20 protein-coding genes and 1 riboswitch are annotated in these 17,872 nt (G+C 37.6%); of the genes, 10 read left to right on the top strand and 10 right to left on the bottom strand.

Features of this window, described 5'->3' with window-relative positions; genetic code table 11:
• Nucleotides 1–3: 3 nt before the first annotated feature.
• The 5 genes from AO843_RS09810 to AO843_RS09790 all read right to left on the bottom strand — a co-directional run bounded on the left by AO843_RS09810 (nt 4) and on the right by AO843_RS09790 (nt 3,936).
• Nucleotides 4–720 (bottom strand): helix-turn-helix transcriptional regulator, encoded by a 717-nt coding sequence (locus tag AO843_RS09810; RefSeq protein ID WP_054610944.1) that lies wholly within the window; start codon nt 718–720, stop codon nt 4–6.
• A gap of 295 nt (nt 721–1,015) precedes the next feature.
• Nucleotides 1,016–1,762 (bottom strand): amino acid ABC transporter ATP-binding protein, encoded by a 747-nt coding sequence (locus AO843_RS09805; RefSeq protein WP_054610943.1) that lies wholly within the window; start codon nt 1,760–1,762, stop codon nt 1,016–1,018.
• 11 nt (nt 1,763–1,773) lie between these two features.
• A complete protein-coding gene (locus AO843_RS09800; RefSeq protein WP_054610942.1) occupies nt 1,774–2,430 on the bottom strand; it encodes an amino acid ABC transporter permease in 657 nt (218 codons plus the stop codon).
• A 64-nt stretch (nt 2,431–2,494) separates the two neighbouring features.
• Nucleotides 2,495–3,292 (bottom strand): amino acid ABC transporter substrate-binding protein, encoded by a 798-nt coding sequence (locus AO843_RS09795; protein ID WP_054610941.1) that lies wholly within the window; start codon nt 3,290–3,292, stop codon nt 2,495–2,497.
• A gap of 251 nt (nt 3,293–3,543) precedes the next feature.
• Nucleotides 3,544–3,936, bottom strand: coding sequence for a ribonuclease HI family protein (locus tag AO843_RS09790; protein ID WP_054610940.1), 393 nt, complete (start codon nt 3,934–3,936; stop codon nt 3,544–3,546).
• A gap of 191 nt (nt 3,937–4,127) precedes the next feature.
• On the opposite strand from AO843_RS09790, the gene AO843_RS09785 reads away from it, so the two are divergent.
• Nucleotides 4,128–4,319, top strand: a complete 192-nt coding sequence (locus AO843_RS09785; RefSeq protein WP_054610939.1) for a zinc-finger domain-containing protein — start codon at nt 4,128–4,130, stop codon at nt 4,317–4,319.
• Between the two features lie 64 nt (nt 4,320–4,383).
• Here the strand turns inward: AO843_RS09785 and AO843_RS09780 are convergent, their stop codons facing one another.
• Together AO843_RS09780 and pepF are read right to left on the bottom strand one after the other, a co-directional pair.
• Nucleotides 4,384–5,367 (bottom strand): SEC-C domain-containing protein, encoded by a 984-nt coding sequence (locus tag AO843_RS09780; protein ID WP_054610938.1) that lies wholly within the window; start codon nt 5,365–5,367, stop codon nt 4,384–4,386.
• Nucleotides 5,368–5,594: 227 nt separating this feature from the next.
• A complete protein-coding gene (gene pepF / locus AO843_RS09775; protein WP_054610937.1) occupies nt 5,595–7,412 on the bottom strand; it encodes an oligoendopeptidase F in 1,818 nt (605 codons plus the stop codon).
• A gap of 237 nt (nt 7,413–7,649) precedes the next feature.
• Between pepF and AO843_RS09770 the strand changes: the two genes are divergently transcribed.
• Together AO843_RS09770 and AO843_RS09765 are read left to right on the top strand one after the other, a co-directional pair.
• Nucleotides 7,650–8,090, top strand: a complete 441-nt coding sequence (locus tag AO843_RS09770) for a Dps family protein (RefSeq protein WP_054610936.1) — start codon at nt 7,650–7,652, stop codon at nt 8,088–8,090.
• A 193-nt stretch (nt 8,091–8,283) separates the two neighbouring features.
• Nucleotides 8,284–8,721 (top strand): YflT domain-containing protein, encoded by a 438-nt coding sequence (locus tag AO843_RS09765; RefSeq protein WP_054610935.1) that lies wholly within the window; start codon nt 8,284–8,286, stop codon nt 8,719–8,721.
• 41 nt (nt 8,722–8,762) lie between these two features.
• On the opposite strand, the gene AO843_RS09760 is transcribed toward AO843_RS09765, so the two are convergent.
• Entirely contained in the window at nt 8,763–9,662 is a 900-nt protein-coding gene (locus AO843_RS09760; protein ID WP_054610934.1) for a DMT family transporter, read from the bottom strand.
• Between the two features lie 134 nt (nt 9,663–9,796).
• Here AO843_RS09760 and AO843_RS09755 point away from each other — a divergent pair, with 134 nt between their 5' ends.
• The 5 genes from AO843_RS09755 (at nt 9,797) to AO843_RS09735 (ending at nt 13,706) form a co-directional block, all read left to right on the top strand.
• The gene (locus tag AO843_RS09755; RefSeq protein ID WP_054611060.1) at nt 9,797–10,675 is read left to right on the top strand and encodes a LysR family transcriptional regulator; all 879 of its coding nucleotides are present in this window, start codon (nt 9,797–9,799) and stop codon (nt 10,673–10,675) included.
• A 74-nt stretch (nt 10,676–10,749) separates the two neighbouring features.
• Nucleotides 10,750–11,424, top strand: coding sequence for a phosphopantothenoylcysteine decarboxylase domain-containing protein (locus AO843_RS09750; protein WP_054610933.1), 675 nt, complete (start codon nt 10,750–10,752; stop codon nt 11,422–11,424).
• A 111-nt stretch (nt 11,425–11,535) separates the two neighbouring features.
• The gene (locus tag AO843_RS09745) at nt 11,536–12,138 is read left to right on the top strand and encodes a TetR/AcrR family transcriptional regulator (protein ID WP_054610932.1); all 603 of its coding nucleotides are present in this window, start codon (nt 11,536–11,538) and stop codon (nt 12,136–12,138) included.
• Nucleotides 12,122–13,216, top strand: coding sequence for a DUF418 domain-containing protein (locus tag AO843_RS09740; RefSeq protein WP_054610931.1), 1,095 nt, complete (start codon nt 12,122–12,124; stop codon nt 13,214–13,216). Before AO843_RS09745 ends, AO843_RS09740 begins: the two co-directional genes overlap by 17 nt.
• 169 nt (nt 13,217–13,385) lie before the next feature.
• A riboswitch (SAM riboswitch) is annotated at nt 13,386–13,481 on the top strand.
• 69 nt (nt 13,482–13,550) lie between these two features.
• Nucleotides 13,551–13,706: a YezD family protein gene (locus tag AO843_RS09735; protein ID WP_080709351.1), complete on the top strand. Its 156-nt coding sequence runs from the start codon at nt 13,551–13,553 to the stop codon at nt 13,704–13,706.
• Between the two features lie 83 nt (nt 13,707–13,789).
• Here AO843_RS09735 and AO843_RS09730 read toward each other — a convergent pair whose 3' ends face one another.
• Nucleotides 13,790–14,275 (bottom strand): flavin reductase family protein, encoded by a 486-nt coding sequence (locus AO843_RS09730; RefSeq protein ID WP_054610929.1) that lies wholly within the window; start codon nt 14,273–14,275, stop codon nt 13,790–13,792.
• Between the two features lie 158 nt (nt 14,276–14,433).
• Here AO843_RS09730 and AO843_RS09725 point away from each other — a divergent pair, with 158 nt between their 5' ends.
• Nucleotides 14,434–15,219, top strand: a complete 786-nt coding sequence (locus AO843_RS09725) for a VOC family protein (protein ID WP_054610928.1) — start codon at nt 14,434–14,436, stop codon at nt 15,217–15,219.
• A 106-nt stretch (nt 15,220–15,325) separates the two neighbouring features.
• Here AO843_RS09725 and AO843_RS09720 read toward each other — a convergent pair whose 3' ends face one another.
• Nucleotides 15,326–15,526 (bottom strand): cold-shock protein, encoded by a 201-nt coding sequence (locus tag AO843_RS09720; protein WP_004269397.1) that lies wholly within the window; start codon nt 15,524–15,526, stop codon nt 15,326–15,328.
• A gap of 212 nt (nt 15,527–15,738) precedes the next feature.
• On the opposite strand from AO843_RS09720, the gene AO843_RS09715 reads away from it, so the two are divergent.
• Nucleotides 15,739–17,418 carry a formate--tetrahydrofolate ligase gene (locus AO843_RS09715; protein ID WP_054610927.1) on the top strand — a complete coding sequence of 560 codons (1,680 nt, stop codon included), beginning with the start codon at nt 15,739–15,741 and terminating at the stop codon, nt 17,416–17,418.
• Nucleotides 17,419–17,872 lie beyond the last annotated feature (454 nt).

Here is a 17,872-nt window from a genome sequence, read left to right as displayed (position 1 = left end):
TTCCTAAAATCTATATTTTTTTCGAAATTGGCTTGGCGTTATTTCCTCATGTTTTTGGAATAATCGCGTTAGGGAAGATTGTTGTTCAAAACCTACTTGAATTGCGATGTGTAAAATAGGTAAATCTGTATTTTGTAGCAATTCTTTCGCTTTGTTCAAACGAACTTCCTGTATATATGCTGAAGGGGATTTCCCCGTTTCTTTTAGAAACCAATCCGAATAATAGGAACGATTGTAATGTTCAAGTGAGGCCAGCTTATTTACTGTGATGTTCTCATTGTAATGTTCATGGATATACCTAATAGAGTTAGGTTGTTGTTCTTGAAGTAAATAATGTGAAATATAGGGATATAGGTCTTTAAGAGCAGAACTATGTAAAGATTGTTTATCGATTTCATTCAGAATAAGGTAGCGTATCCCTTTCCATTGCTTATCTAAATTAAAGGAAAATCCTTTATTATCTAACGTTTTCTTAGTTAGCATAAAATGAGGAATATCTAAAACTAAAAACTCGTTACGTACATCTGAATGAAAAGTATGTTTGCACTCGGGAGGAATAAAAAATAATGTTTGGTGGTCTAGTCGAAGATCCTGTGCCCCTGCATGCATAAAAAGTTCTCCTTGGAGAGGTAAAATTAACTGAGCATAACAATGGGAATGAGTATTTTGGTTTGCCGTATAGGTTCTTCGTTCTGCTGCAATTTCTTCTATCTTTTCCATTTTCCATTCCTCCTACCTTAGCTTTGTCTTAAAATTATTCTATTAAATAGGATCATTAAAGGAACAATTAATTGTCATTTAATCAATCTTTTTAATCATATGTTCTATTCTTTTAAACAAAAAACATCATAAAGCCATCCCTTCAACAATCATATCTAAAGGGATAAAACGGGGCAACTTTTTTATAAACAGCACGATTTTATTGAGCATCTATTGATAGAAAGCATTTTCGATTCATGTATTTTAAATAAATACAATAAAAAAGGAGAGCAGCTTAAGTCTGCTCTCCATTTATTTAGTTTAGGTTCTTTTGTAAAAATGCCTTTGTTCGATCGTTTTGTGGGTTTGTAAAAAAGTTATCGGGATGGTCAGATTCGATAATTTGTCCACCATCCATAAAGACAACCTTGTTTGCTACTTCTCGCGCAAAGCCCATTTCATGTGTAACGACAATCATAGTCATTTGGTCTTCGGCTAAGCTTTTCATGACTTTTAAAACTTCTCCTGTCAGCTCAGGATCTAGGGCAGATGTTGGTTCGTCAAATAATAAAATTTGTGGATTCATCATCAAGGCGCGGGCGATAGCAACCCGTTGTTTTTGACCACCAGACAGGTTGGCAGGGTAGGCGTTTGCTTTTTCGGCAAGTCCAATTTTTTTCAATAAATCTAGACAACGGCTTGAAATGGCTTCAGATGATTCTTTTTTTAATAGGCGAGGTGCCGTTTCAAGGTTTTGTTGGACCGTTAAGTGGGGGAATAGGTTGAAATGTTGAAAGACCATTCCCATTTTAGCTGTCAAGGCTTTAATTTCCTGTGGTTTGGCATACATGCCATCTTGCACAAGATAATCACCATCTACTAAAATACTACCACCATCAATTTCTTCTAAATGAATTAAGCTTCGAAGCATTGTACTTTTACCTGATCCAGAGGGACCGATAACTGCAATGACATCGTTCTTCTCTACCGAAAATGTAATTTGTTTAAGAACCTCTGTCTGATCAAAAGATTTCTTTAAGTTTGTTACTTCCATCAATGCCATATAGGTCACCTCTATTCAAATTTAAAACGTTTTTCCAGCCATTTAAAGAATACAGTCAAGACAAGCGTCATGACTAAATAAATAACACCAGCAATAAAGAACGGTACAATTGTAAAGTCACGATTGACGGCTGTTTGTGCAAAATGCAGTAATTCTGGAACAGCTACAGCATAAAGCAGAGCAGTATCCTTAATCAGCGTAACCGATTCATTTGATAAGGCTGGTAATGCTACGCGAAACATTTGTGGCAAAATGACACGTGTTGTTGTTTGCCATTTTGATAAGCCAAGTACCTGAGCTGCCTCATATTGCCCTTTATCGATGGCTAATAGACCACCTCGGAAAATTTCTGCAAAGTAGGCAGCGTAATTTAGAATAAAGCCAAGACAAGCAGCTACAAAACGATCAAGTACTAAATATTCACCGATTACTGGCAGCATAGGTAAACCAAAGCAAATTAATAATAATTGTAGTAATAGTGGTGTACCACGCATGATATATATATACGTATGTGCAAGCCAAGAAAGTGGTTTAATGCGACTTTTAACTGCAAGTGTTAGTAAAAAGCCAAATGGAATCGATACAAGAATGGCGATAAAAAACAGTATGACTGTCGTTTTCGCACCTTCTAGCATCGGCCATATCATAGTTTGCCAGTAATCCGCCATAACGATGTCCCTCCAAAAAGAGTAAGAGTTTCGCGGAGGAAACTCTTACAAAAATATCCTGTTCCTATTTTAATACTTTATCTTCGCCGAACCATTTTGTGGAGATTTTAGCCGCTGAACCGTCTTCATTCATTTTGTCTAATGCAGCTTGCAGTTTTTCCAATAAAGCTTCGTTGCCTGGTTTCACACCGATACCATACTGTTCAGGTGCAAGTGATTCCTCTAATAATTTAAATGTAGCAGGCTCTTGAGTCATGTAATATTCTGCTACAACAGCATCAATTACAACAGCATCAACTCGACCTGTTTTTAAATCTGATAAAGCTAAAACGTTATCTGCAAATTCTGTAATTGTTTTTACTTCTTTATGAATAGGATTACCATTCAATGCATCTGCGGCAGAAGAGAGTGATTGGATTCCTACCTCTTTGCCAGCTAAATCACTTAGTTTTGAAATTTTAGAATCTGCTTTTGTTACAACAACCTGAGAGTTTTCAAGATAAGGTTTTGTGAATAATACTTTTTCCTTACGCTCATCAGTAATGGTATAACCGTTCCAAATTAAATCAATACGTCCACTGAGTAATTCAGCCTCTTTTGTTTTCCAATCGATTGGTTGAAATTCTGCTTCTACGCCCATATGCTCTGCAGCTGCACGTGCTAAATCAATATCGAAACCAACGATGTCATTTTTATCATCGCGGAAGCCCATTGGTGCAAATTTATCGTCAATACCAATAATAATTTTTTCTTTATCAGAAGATGTTTGGTCTTTCTCTGTTGATTTTTCTTTTGCTGTGCCACACGCTGCTAAAACGATTACAGCTGTTAGCATCATAACTAAAGTCATTATACGTTTCATCGTTTTGTTACCCCCTATACAAATCTATCGCTTTCGTTTGCTAAACTACTAATGTGTTAAAGGATATCACCGTGCCCAATGAATGTCAACATCGTTTTGGATTAATCAGAAAATTTTATGCGCGATATAGCTATTTTATTATGAAGTTTGTAAAAAAATTGATTTCATAAAAATAATGGATCAGGGGATATTAAGTATCTGAATAGAAGGGGAAGGAAAAGGGACTGTTTACACAGTCCCTTGGCATTGTTTCAACTATTTTTGCTTTGTATAGCTTTTCGTGCCAAAGCATCGGCAGCTTTGTTTTGAGAATCAGGCACCCATTTGATAAAAAATAATTCAAAGGTGTTAGCGAGTAATAAAGCTTTTTCCAGAAAAGGTTTAAATTCCTCGTTTTTCACATATTCTTTTTCCATAGAAGCGACAACGATTTTAGAATCAGAGCGCACAGATACAAGCGTAGAGCCTAGCTTTTGTGCTTCTTCAAGTCCTCGTACTAAGGCAGTAAATTCAGCAATATGATTGTTTGTTTGCCCGATATACTCACTAATTTGTATATGTTGCCCTTCACCTTTAATAAATATACCAATACCACTCGGACCAGGGTTTCCTGCACTAGCAGCATCTATATAAACCTCTAACATATCATCCCTACTTTACAATTTGACTTCCATATAATTGTACAACAAGGATGCGCTGTAAAACATCCATGTGCGAGTAGTCAAGGTCTTGAAAAAAATAGCTGAAGTGGATAAACAAAATAGTTGCTTGTTCAAAATGTACGCTTCATAATAGTAGGAAGTGAATTTTGGACGTGAAAGGAGCGAGAGTTCATATGGATAAAGTGACGGTTATGAAGGATATAGATGAACTGCATGATACGTATTGCGCAGATTGCTTAGTCATTCAGCAATTACGTAAGGAACGTGGTAAACCTGGAGCTCATCGCTTCTGTATTGAAGCCTGTTCAGTTGGTGAAAAGCTACAGTTTTTAGGCGAAGAGCTTTTAAAAGTTTACAGTAAATAAAGTACCCAATTAGAAAAGCTACATTTATCAGGCATATGCTAATAAATGTAGCTTTTTTTTAGGATTATTTTGTTTCGACATAGCTACTTAAGTCTTGGTAATACTTTGTAAGTGAAGAAGCAGAAATATCAAATGTCGCGGCGATTTCTTTTACCGTCATGGAAAGAGATTCAAAAAGCTCTTTTTCCTGCCCATAACGAATCGCACCAGCAGCAATGGCCGCTTCTTTGCGCGCAGTAGGTTGTCCTTCTATTAAATAGTCCTCTAATAACTCAAGCATTGGAGCTGTTTCACGATCATTTTGCTCCAAGAAATCTTTTACTTGTGTAAGGACAGTGCTTTCAAAATTAGTGAATTCCTCTCCCTTATAGCCATTGGAGACAAGTAACTCCCAGAAAGTAAGATGTTCTTCTTTTAAGAATGCTCCAACCTTTTTCTCGGATGCTTCAAAGTTTTTCTTAAATTCTTCAAATACTTTTAGATGATCCTCAGGGAAGAAAATCAATGTAGACACAGCTAAATAATGTGTCGATGTCTTCGTTCCATCCGGTAAAATAAAGGCAAAGACATGCATACCTTCAGGAATTGGTTTATCATTTTCTCGTCGAATATAGAGCTCTTCATTGGTAAGTAAATGACTAGCTTTAAAATATTTTTCCTCAACAACAGATACCGTACCAATAAATAATGTTGGCTGAGACCAATCTTCAAGTACTTTCACTGTAGAAGGTCTTACTGCCTTTTTCTTCGTTTTCTTTAAATAACTTTTCCAAATAGATGGCTCTTGATGGAAGAAAAAGTCGTCTAAAGCAATGGCTTCAATCAGCTCACGCTGTAGCACACTCTCTAATTTAGGTTGCCATGTGGCCACATGCTCGATATAAGCACGAACATCTTTACGCTCAGGATATTCTAAGTAAAATGTTTGTAGCACACGCTCTAATTCTTCGATTTGTACTGTTTCCACTGTTACTTGCTGTTTACCTTCACAACATTTTTTATATTTTTTGCCGCTACCGCATGGGCATGGATCATTACGTTTTACCATAATTAGAACACTTCCTTTGACAATTGTTAATCGTATATTGCTAAATAATTTGCGTACTCTTAATAATAACGGTACTTTTGTATGAAGAAAAATGATTGTCTATTTTGAAATATCTAAAAAGTGTGGATGGACGCCCTAATTCTAGTATATGTATACATTTTTTCACTTAGAACTAAAAAAAGAAAACGTTCTGTACTTTACAAGCACAGAACCGTTTTCTAGAACATCTATGATTGTTGGACAGCCTCAATTTCTAATGTAAGGCGCTCAAGCTCATCAACTAAATGACCAATATAGGCAATCGTATCTTTAAGTGGTTGGTCTGTTGTAATATCAACACCTGCCATTTGTGCTAATTCCACTGGAGATTTTGTTCCACCAGCCTGTAGGACTGCTAACCATTCTTCAACTGCTGTATCACCTTCGTTTAATATACGCTGAGATACTTGTGTTGAAATAGTTAGGCCTGCACTATAAGTGTATGGGTATAGGCCCATATAGTAATGAGGCTGACGCATCCATGTAAGTTCAGCACCTTCAGAAATATCTACTGTATCGCCCCAGAATTCTTCTAGCACAGAACGTTTTAACTGATTTAAAATATTCGCATTGACAGATTCACCAGCGTCCACTAATTCATATACTTTGCGTTGGTACGCGGCTTCAAGTAAGTGCGTCACAAAGTTATGATAATACGTTTTCGAGACAATATTTGAAATGACCCAACGTTTAAAACGCACATCATCATTATGAGTTAATAAATAATTCGCTAACAACATTTCGTTCATTGTAGATGGTGCTTCAATAAAGTACAGGGAAGGGCGACTATTAAAATAAGATTGATGGGCATACGTGTTTGCAAAATGACCCGCATGACCAAGCTCATGAACCAGTGTAAAGACTTCATTCATACGTTCATTCCATGACAGTAAAATATACGGATGGCCACCGTATGGACTTGAACAGAATGCACCTGTGGATTTCCCTTTGTTTGGTGCATAGTCAATCCAGCGTTCCTGGAAAGCTCTATCCATTAAGTGATTGTAGTCCTCACCCATAACAGCTAATGATTTATCAACATATTCCTTTGCTTCATCCATCGACAATTTTGGATCATAAGTAGCATCTAAGGCGATTTTTAAATCTGCAAATGTCATATGATCGATGTCATTAGCTTTTTGTATTAATTTTGCATAACGACGCATATGCGGTGCAAGTTCTTTTGTAATCAAATCAATTTGGCGATTATAAAGAGAGCGATCGACATCTTGGTCAAATAGTAAATAATCTATGATTGAGTTAAAGCCCCTTAGATCAGCCATTGTTTTTTCTTGTTGAATATGTGTGTTGTAAACTTGTGCTGTTGTATGCTGATAATCGCGCAGCTTACTTGAAAAAGCCTTAAAGGCAGCACGGCGAACTTCTGTATTGGCTTCAAACTCCCAATCATTTTCGTAAAGGACAAAGCTTAGTGGATGCTTTTCACCATTTACTTCAAATTCGCCAAAGTTCATATCCACTAATTTTGCCGTATTATACGTTTCGTAAGGCGCATCAAATGTAGAACTAAATGCAGCAAGCGCTTTTTCGACTTCTGGATGTAGCTGGTGAGGTTTTTGTTTTAATAGCTCCTCTAAATAAAGTTTGTAAAGAGGGCTTAAGATTGCCGCTTCTTGTAATAGGCCTTCATCCAAAGCGAGTAATTCACTACGCACGAAAGATAAGGCGCTGCTTATTTTTCCGAGGGCTGTACTAAATTTTGCAGCACGTATTTGGGCTACATCATCCGTACGATCTGCTTGCAAGTTTAGGCTAGCATACGTACCAATTGGAACGATACTTTTTTGTAAATTTTCGAAAGCCGTTAATACCTCAATGACTTTTTGCGCATCCGTAATGGTCCCTTGATACGTTTGTTCAAAGCTAAGTGCGTCCTCTACAAGCTGTGCTAAAGTAGGTTCAAAATCAGCATCATTCTTAAGTAATTCTGTTAAATCCCACGTTTCTTCTACTGCAACATCTTTTCGTAATGGTAAAACTTCCATTCCAAAACACCCCTTTACATGTAAGTGATTTCATTATAACGAAACTATTTCGGAAAGTGAAATAATTTAATAGAATAGTTGAAATATTCTTAATGAATATTATTGCACGTGATTAGTCCCTTTGAATAGGAGCATGTTTGAAATATTGTTGGTCGGGAACAATGTGTGTATAGCCAACATCATTTGAAACGCATACTAAGGGCTAGAACAATTGACACATTGGAGGAGAACAGAATTATGACACAAAACTTAAACAAACAATTAAATAAGCTAGTAGCTACATGGTCTGTGCTTTATACAAAGCTGCACAATTATCATTGGTATGTCACAGGGCCAGCATTCTTTACACTGCATGCAAAATTTGAAGAATTGTATAATGAAACTACCTTGAATTTAGATGAAATTGCAGAGCGTATTCTTTCAAAGGATGGCAAGCCGGTGGCAACATTAAAAGAGCATCTAGAGCTATCATATGTGGAAGAAGCAACAGGAAATGAGACGACGGAGGAAATGGTGGCAACGACGATTTCAGATTTCCAAAAGCTCATGAAAGCATTAAATTCAACAATGGGACTAGCAGCAGAGGAAGGGGACGACCGTACAGAGGATTTACTCAATGCGATGTATCAATCCCTCGAAAAGCATACTTGGATGTTAAAAGCATTCCTTGATAAATAAAAATATAAATGCATCCCCATAACATTTGGGGATGCATTTTTAGTAAGCACTTATTCCATTTTGACAAAAAGGAAACAAGCATAAAAGCAAGATGACAATTATTACAGTTTGGTAAAGAAGCGGCAAAAAACGTTTGTTTGCCCATAGTCGGGGTAATTATCTAGTAAGCCATACAAATTAGGAGGAATTGAACATGATGAATGAACAAAATCCAAAAATTGAAGTGGCCCATACAAGGGATGAAATGCTTCATATTTTAGAAAATATGCGATCTGAGGGCTATCATAAAGAGGATATCCATATTATTGCGAAAGATCCCCAACAGTATGAGGATGTGAAATGGGATGCTGATGTCCAAACACATGAGGCTGGTAATTGGGTTGACCAATTCAAATCTTGGTTTACGGGCGACTCAGCTGTAACAGAAGGCTTAAAACGCTTTAATCTTTCCGAAGGGCAAATAGCTTACTATGCTCATCTTGTAGAACAAGGGAGTATCGTATTATTTGCAGAACGTGAGGATGATTATGATTCGCTACAAACACATCCAGAAACAGCTGCCGAGCAAGAGGAGCGTTTAAGAAATCAAGAGCGCATGAATGAGGCTGAGCAATATAGAAGATTTTTGTAAAGATAAAAAAACAGAGTGATCACAATGGATCACTCTGTTTTTTATTGCGTTACTTTTTCTGGGTCATCCTTTTTTATAAAGCGCAATACATGGAAATGCTCTAATTGGGCAAATAAATTACCAATCAGAATAAAGCTACCTCCAATGACTAGTTTCACTGTCAGCCCTTCACCGATGAACATCATCGCAAACATAGCTGCAAATATAGGTTCTAAGGAAAAAATAAGACCTGTATGTGTAGCAGAAGTATACTGTTGTGCAACAGTTTGACCGACAAAACAAAACGCACTACAAATGATACCAAGACCTAAAATGGCGAGCCATGATGTCATTGAATTTGGCAACGTTGGTGTTTCAAATAGTAATGTTAAGATAAGCGCATAAACGCCAGCGAAACCAAGTTGGTATATACCATATGAAATCGATTCCACATTTCTTGTAAACGAGCTGTTTAAAAGTAAATAAATAGAATAACAAAGCGCGGCGATCGCTACTAACAAATCACCTTTATGGAAGGCAAATGAACCCTGTGCTGTTAATACTGTAATCCCAATCATGGTACAAATAATCGCAAAGCTAACTGCTCTGGACGGTAATTTTTTATCAATGAAACTGCTAAATATCGGTACTAATACAACAGTTAGGCTTAAAATAAAGCCTGCATTTGAAACAGAAGTGGATTGTAAACCAAATAAGCTTAACGCGAACACAATGAATAATAAAAATCCTTGGATAGCTGCATATTTTAATGTCTTACCATCTACTTTAATCATCCGTTTATAAAAAATAAGCCCTGCTACTAAAAATGCGATGATACAACGCAGTGCCACCACATTATAAACAGCCAATGTTTCAAGCCCCATGACCATAAAGGTATAAGATAGTCCCCAAAACATTGTGACAATAACCATTAATACATTTGCTTTTCCTTGGATACTCATTATGTTCACCCACCATCTGTGTACTAAAACAGTTTTTATACTAAAAATTACTATATATCTTGTATTGAGATTAGTAAAACGAATGTTTATAATGAATAGGATTAAAAAAATTCATGTATGCAGAGGTAATGCCGATGAGCCTAGTGAAATATGAGATTTTAACAAAAGTAGCAGAGGTAGCAAGCTTTACAAAAGCAGCAGATGCACTGGGATTAACACAGTCCGCTGTGAGTCACGCTGTGTCAAGTTTAGAAAAGGAATTTGGGTTTGCCCTTATACATCGAAGTAGAGTTGGTGTCACGTTGACAAGTGAGGGGCATATCATGCTAAGGGCGATGCGTCAGGTGTTAGACGCACAGGAATTATTGCAGCAGGAGGCAGCTCATATTCATGGAGTGACACGAGGAAACCTGCGTATTGGCGTTATTTCGAGTATATCTTCTAACTGGATGCCAGAAATTATTAGGATTATGGATAACCAGTTTCCCGGAATACAGGTGGAATTATGGGAGGGAGATTATTATGAAATTGAACAATGGCTACTTAGTGGGGAGATAGAAGCAGGATTTTTAAATGGGCAAAAATCAGAGCAATATCAATTTACCGAATTACAGCAGGACCCCTTACTATGTATTGTTTCAGATAAAAGTCCGCTATTTAACAAGTCAGAGATAGATATTGTTGATTTGGAGGATATGCCTTTTATTATGACTTCCTATAGAGGCACAAATGATGTCAAAGTTTTGTTAGAACAGTATCATGTGAAACCAAATATTCGCTTTGAGCTTTCAGAGGAAGTAGGCATTATTTCTATGATTTCCCATCAATTAGGTATTAGTATATTACCTCAATTGGTTATTCAGACTTTGCCACCTACACTAAAAGCAATTCCGCTGAAGCAAGGTGCCTACCGTACAATCGGAATCGCAATGAAACACCATGCGTCACCTGTAACGAAGAAATTTGCGGAAATTTTAAGTGCTTGGTTGATGGAACAAAAAAATGCACGCTGATGGAATCTATTGAAGCCTATCCTCGCATTACGGTAAAATAATATTTGTATATATTTTAGAAAATAGGTGAGTGTATGGGGACATTACAAGGTAAAACCGTACTCATTACAAGTGGGGGAACACTTGAAAAATGGGATCGTGTACGCGGGCACACGAATTTATCAAAAGGAACAATGGGCTGTTATTTAGCGGAGGCGGCACTTGTCGCTGGTGCTAATGTAGTATATATGCATGGTTACTTTGCACAGCTCCCAGTGAATCACGGTCAAATGAGACTGATTAAATTTGAAGGCATAGAGGATTTGGGAGAAAAGGTTCGGCATGCTGTACAACAAGAACAGGTGGATATCGTTATTATGGCTGCTGCTGGCTCTGATTGGGTCATTGATAAAGTGTACGATCAATCAGGAAACTTGATGGAGGAAGCGGGTAAAATGCCTTCTGATGAGCCACCTATTATTCATTTTAAAAAGGCGCCAAAAGTTTTAGGTCAAATAAAAGAGTGGCAACCAAATGTGATGTTAGTAGGGTTTAAGCTAGAAGCGACAAGTGACGAGGAATTTTTACTAGCTCGTGCACGACTGCGAATGGAATCAGCTAATGCTCAATTTATGGTAGCTAATAGCTCTCAATCATTATATGGTGGGGACGAGCCCCATTGGATTGTACCTGCTGATGGACAGCCTATCAAGGTAATGGGCAAGCAAAAAACAGCCGAAGCATTGATGGTGTGTTTACAAAATCAATAAAATGTGATGTGAACTGTGTAGAGAGGTAGACTTCTGCACAGTTTTTTCTTGTCAAAAAGATGGATATCATTTACTATTTACTTAACGGTCGGTAAAAAATAGGAGGGCATTATGGGAAATAAAGAACAAACTTTTCAAAAGATTATAGAAGTTGCCTATGTGATGTTTGCAGAAAAAGGGTTTGACAAAACAAGCTTAGCGATGATTGCCGCAGAGGTCGGTATATCAAAACCAGCCATTTATTATTATTTTCAATCAAAGGATCAATTAATCGCTTATTTGTTTGAGGAACTTTATAAAGAAATACAACGTGATATCGCAGTGGATTATAAAGAGCTTTCTCCTACTAATTTCAAGGGAGAATTACTAGAGCTTGGTTATAAGTCCATTGATGCTCAAGGCAAGGATCCTTATTTCAATAAAATATTTAATCAATATGTACTATTAGCAGCTCGCGATGAAAGCTATATGAAACAGTTAGTAGAGCTAGAAACAAGCTTTTTAACAAGTTTTGTTGAGATCTTACAATATGGGGTGCGACTAAGGGTGATAGTGGATAATCCCAATATGGAAGCAAAGGCACAGATGTTAGCCCTGCTCTATGATAATATCGGTAATTTCATGTTAACAGGTAACCAATTGAACTATAAGGCTATTTGGAAGGAGGCAGTAGATAGTGTCATTCAAGGGGGAGAAGATGAAAAAGAAAAATGATCATCGCCGTATTGAAGGTCTAGATTTTGCAAGAGCACTGGCGATGCTGGGTATGTTCATTGTAAATTTTGGGGTCATTACAGGTTCTACAGCCAATGGTTCAACAGGGCTTATCGCCTTACAAAATCTTTTTGAGGGCAGAGCATCGGCCGTATTTGTCATGTTAGCAGGAATAGGAACAGCTTTCATGACTCGTCAAGCTAGAGACACCAAGGACCCAATGCTTATTCGCCAGAATAGATATACTCTTTGGAAGAGATCACTTTTCTTATTTGCAATAGGGATGGTGTTATATGCGATAGGTTGGACAGGAGACATACTACATTATTATGGTGTTTATATGTTTGTTGCAGCATGTTTGATTGTCATATCCAAGAAAACGATGATTCTCTTAATCACTATCATCCTCATCGTCTCACAATGGCTCCAAATCCAATTTAATTACCTTGCTGGCTGGCATCCAACATATGTATTACTAGAGTATCTTGATTTTTGGACACCAACAGGTTTTACAAGGAATTTAATGTTTAATGGTTACCATCCAGTATTCCCATGGATTTGTTTCTTTCTCATTGGTATGTTGATCGGCAATTTAGATTTAACAAATCGTACCTTAAGGAAGGGATTACTGGCAACAGGTGTCTTGCTAGTCACTATGACGGAAACCTTTTCAACTGTCATCATTAAGGTTACGACAGTGCATTTATTAGATATAGAGAGTGCATTGTACTTGTTTGATACAGGACCGATTCCGCCTAATATGATGTATGTTTTATCTAATTCGGGTTCGGCAATTGTCCTCATTGTGTGCTCCATCTATCTTGTTGAGAAGTGCAAAAATAAGGTGATTGAAGCTTTGGTTATAACGGGTCAAATGTCGTTAACCCATTATGTTGGCCATGTTTTTATAGGCATAGGGATACTCATCATTTGCAATAAGCTGGAGAACCAAACGCTTGCCTTTTCCATGTTGTATGCATGCTGTTATTTTATAGGTTGTGTAGTTGTTTCTGTATGGTGGAGAGCCAATCATAATCGAGGTCCACTTGAATCCATTTTGAGAAAATGGAGTCCGTAATAAATTAATGGATAGTCATCTATTTATCTTTGATTAGGCATAAAATACTTGAGTAAAGGCACTTCTCTCATCTAGATTACATATTACAAAGTATTCAACTAGGTTTTCTAATAATTTATATTGACAATCGTATGACAGAATTATAGAATTATTTTCAAGAAACGCAGTACTCTTATCGAGAGAGGTGGAGGGACTTGGCCCAATGAAGCCTCGGCAACCGAAAAGAAAGGTGCCAAATCCAACAGATGTAACTGAGAGATAGGAGGGGCTATCAAACAGTTTGATGCATTGGCCTCTTTTAAACAACAAGGATGAGAAAGAAGGGGTGTATCGTATGGCTCAGTCGGCAAAGGTAGAGGATAAGAAATTAGAGGCAATTGCAAAGGCCATTCAAAATCTTGAATTTGGTGAAGTGCATATTACGATTCAAGATGGTGTAATTGTTCAAATTAATAGGCTTGAAAAGCAGAGGTTTCCACAGAAAAAATAATGATCATTTCAGTTGAACGATGTCAAAAGGCCACCAATAAGCATGGATTCCTTTGCTTACAAGTGGCCCTTTTTTTATGGATATTAGCTATAAAAGCTTTTTGGAATCTGACCGATATGACGGCGATGATAAAGAAGAGGTTCTTTTTGGAAATTTGTAATGTCTATCACTTGCCCAATGAAAATGGTATGGTCGCCAGCATCTATTTGCTGAAAGGATTTACATTGTAAAATAGCTGCTGTATCATGTAAAATCGGTAGTCCAAAAGTGGAGGTAGACCATTTTGCTTGAGCAAAGCGATCTGGGATTTTACTTGCAAATAATGTACATAAATGTTCTTGATCACTCGCTAAAATATTGACAGCGAATTTTGGCGCAGCCGTAAAGTAAGAATGGAGCTGAGATTTTTTATCAAGTGACCACAAAATAAGGAGTGGGTCAATGGAAACAGATGCAAAAGAATTGACTGTTAAGCCAATTGGATCCGATTCATGACATGCTGTAACAACGGTTACACCTGTAGGATAATTACCCAATGCCAATTTAAAAGCAGCTACTTGATCTGTCATTCAAATCACCTCTTTATAGTTAGTAATAAATTAGTTAACGGAGTTAGTAGGTAAATTGCACTTTTTTTCATACTATACATTAACTCCTTTTCTTGAGTAAATTTTAAATCAATTAAACATCCAGGTAAAGCAAATGGGGGAAAGAAAGGGGAATTGCCATGACTTTATATTTTGATCATCTGGTACATCAAGTAGAATCACCAGAAAATATAAAGGTTTTCTTCAATAAACGAAATGTCCATACAGTGAACGGTGGTCAACACACGATGTGGGGGACGTACAATACGCTAAGTTATTTTGGCTTAAGCTATATTGAACAAATCGCTATTTATGATCGTGATTTATTTGAGCAAGCGGCCCAGTACCCATATTCCCTACATTATACGTTTAAACGTGATCAAGAGCGCCAAGGATTTTCACGAATTGCTTTGCGCACTAAAAATATTGAAGAAGAGGGTCAACGATTGCGTGCACTGGGTTTTGACGTTTATGGCCCCGATGCTTGCAGCCGAACAAGACCAGACGGCACGATAATAGAATGGAAGCTATTGCATTTTGGCAAACATAATCTCTCGATGGATTTTCCATTCTTAATTGAGTGGGCAGATGAAGATGAGGTGCGTTTGGCACAATTAAAAGCAAACGGTGCGATCGATGAAAAGCAAGCTATTACAATGGAATCTGTCCAATTTTATGTCAAGGACGTGCAGTCCACGGTTCAGCTATGGCAGAAGACGTTACAGTTACCCGAACATGAACAACATGAGCAGTTTGCGTCCCTGCAACTACCGAATATGCGCTTAGATTTTTATGAGGAAGAACTAGCAGCAACCATGACGCTAGGGCATTTAAAAGAAGGACCAATAGGTGTCACATTAAAAGATCCACATCGAACAAAGGAAACATTAGTTTGTCCAGGTGCTTTTTATTGGATTAATCGCTAAACTAAAAATCCACTTCAATCATTGAAGTGGATTTTTATGTGTAAACATCTCAAAAACCAGATGGAATAATAACGATATTATTCTATTCGGTTTTTGTTTGTGTAGCTTATAATTTCACAACATTTGATGCTTGAGGACCACGATTGCCTTCCACAACATCAAATGAAACCTTTTGACCTTCTTCAAGTGTACGGAAGCCTTCCTCCTGGATGCCCGTAAAATGAACAAATACATCTTCTCCATCATCACATTCAATAAAGCCATAACCCTTTTCATTATTGAACCACTTTACGATCCCCTGTTGCATAAGCATTCGCCTCCAATGCGCTTGAATGTAAAATAAAGTTAAATAAGTCGTGCTATCAATGAAAAATGTGAAAAAATTGCATTTTCTCTTAGAACATACATGAATTGAACAAAGATGTCAATTGATTGTCGAAATGCTTGCCTATCTGGCTTTCTTTTTTTTCACAATTAAGACTATAATGGAAATGAACAACATAGAAAGTAGGATGCCAAATGACAACGAAAAATCAACCATTAACAGATTTAGAAATCGCTAGTCAAGCAGTGATCAAACCTATTACGGAAATTGCCAATGCTGCGGGTATTCCAGAGGATGCTCTTGAGCAGTATGGACGTTTCAAAGCGAAGATTGACCCATTAAAAATTACAGCTCAAGGTGAGGACGCAAAGGTTGTGCTAGTGACAGCAATTAGTCCAACCCCAGCAGGTGAAGGAAAGTCGACTGTTACTGTAGGACTAGCTGATGCCCTTCATCAATTGAATAAAAAAGTTATGGTAGCATTACGTGAACCATCACTTGGTCCAGTAATGGGCGTAAAAGGTGGAGCAACTGGTGGAGGCTATGCACAGGTTGTGCCGATGGAGGATATTAACTTACACTTCACTGGTGACCTTCATGCGATAACAACAGCCAACAATGCTTTATCTGCATTTATTGATAATCATATCCACCAAGGGAATGTATTAAACATTGATCCACGCCGCATTATTTGGAAACGTGTAATGGACTTAAATGATCGCTCACTACGTAAAGTGATCGTGGGCTTAGGAGGACCTGTTCAAGGCATGCCACGTGAAGACGGCTTTGATATTACAGTTGCCTCCGAAATTATGGCTGTGTTCTGTTTAGCAACGAGCATTGAGGATTTACGCGAACGTATCGCTAGCATAGTGATTGGCTATACATTTGAACGTGAGCCTGTCTTTGTGCGTGATTTACAGGTAGAGGGTGCCTTAACATTATTATTGAAGGATGCCTTTAAGCCAAACTTAGTACAAACATTAGAAGGTACACCAGCTATTATACATGGTGGTCCATTTGCTAATATTGCCCATGGCTGTAATTCTATTATGGCGACACAAACAGCCCGTAAGCTAGCGGATATCGTGGTGACAGAGGCGGGCTTCGGCTCTGATTTAGGTGCTGAAAAGTTCATGAATATTAAAGCACGTAAAGCAGGCTTTAAACCAAGTGCCGTTGTTATCGTAGCAACGATTCGTGCCTTAAAAATGCATGGTGGTGTTCCGAAAACAGCACTTATTGGCGAAAATGTGGAAGCACTGCTACAAGGAATTGAAAATTTAGCGAAACACGTCGACACGGTTCGTACATTTGGTGTTGAACCGGTTATTGCATTAAATCGTTTTATTACAGACACAGAGGCAGAGCTAGAAGCAGTTCTGAACTGGTGCCAAGAAAATCATGTTCGTATTGCTCGTACGAATGTCTGGGAAGAAGGCGGAAAAGGCGGATTAGCCTTAGCTGAACAAGTACTAGCTGTATTGGAAGAAGAAAACAACTTCTCGCCGTTATACGATGTGACAGAGTCCATTGAAGAAAAAGTGCGTACAATTGTGCAAAAGGTATATGGCGGGAAAGATGTACAATTCACTGACCAAGCTAAAAAACAAATGGCCCAAATCGAAAAATTTGGCTGGGATTCTCTGCCGATTTGTATGGCGAAAACACAGTATTCTTTATCCGACCAACCAAGTTTACTCGGTCGTCCAGAAGGCTTTACCATCACAATTCGTGAAGTGATTCCAAAGCTTGGTGCTGGCTTCCTTGTTTGTCTAACAGGGGATATTATGACAATGCCAGGACTACCAAAAGCTCCAGCTGCTTTACGCATGAATGTCGATAATGACGGACATGCAGTAGGATTGTTCTAAAAAATGTTGAAAAGCTGCCCTTTTAAATAGGCGCAGCTTTTTTTAGTTTTTTACTAGCTGGAGCTTCTGTGAGGATACGTCTTTGTTCATCGTTATTAGGAATTTTTAACAATATTCTTTATCTAAATCTCTTTTCCTTTTGAGTAAAAATGATTTGCTCCTCAAGCGACGGTGTCATCACTACATAGATCTAACCAATACTTCCAAACTAAATGAGCATCTTGCGACAATCCAGGGATCTTCTAATCACTGGAATCAATGTGAAATTTTTGTTGGTTTCATCCGCTGATACATCAATAGAAAATTATAATAGCTATTTTTTTAGAAAATTTAAGATCCTAGTTTAAAAACTAGGATCTCAGACTGTAGACAAACTCAAAAAATTTGAGAGTTTGCCTACAGTCTTTTTTCTTTTACAATGAAATAAAGTAAAGCCGTTGATTTCCACTACGGG

The sequence above is a fragment of the Lysinibacillus sp. ZYM-1 genome (assembly GCF_001308875.1).
Lineage (GTDB): Bacteria > Bacillota > Bacilli > Bacillales_A > Planococcaceae > Lysinibacillus.
This window is presented reverse-complemented; position numbering and strand designations above follow the sequence as displayed.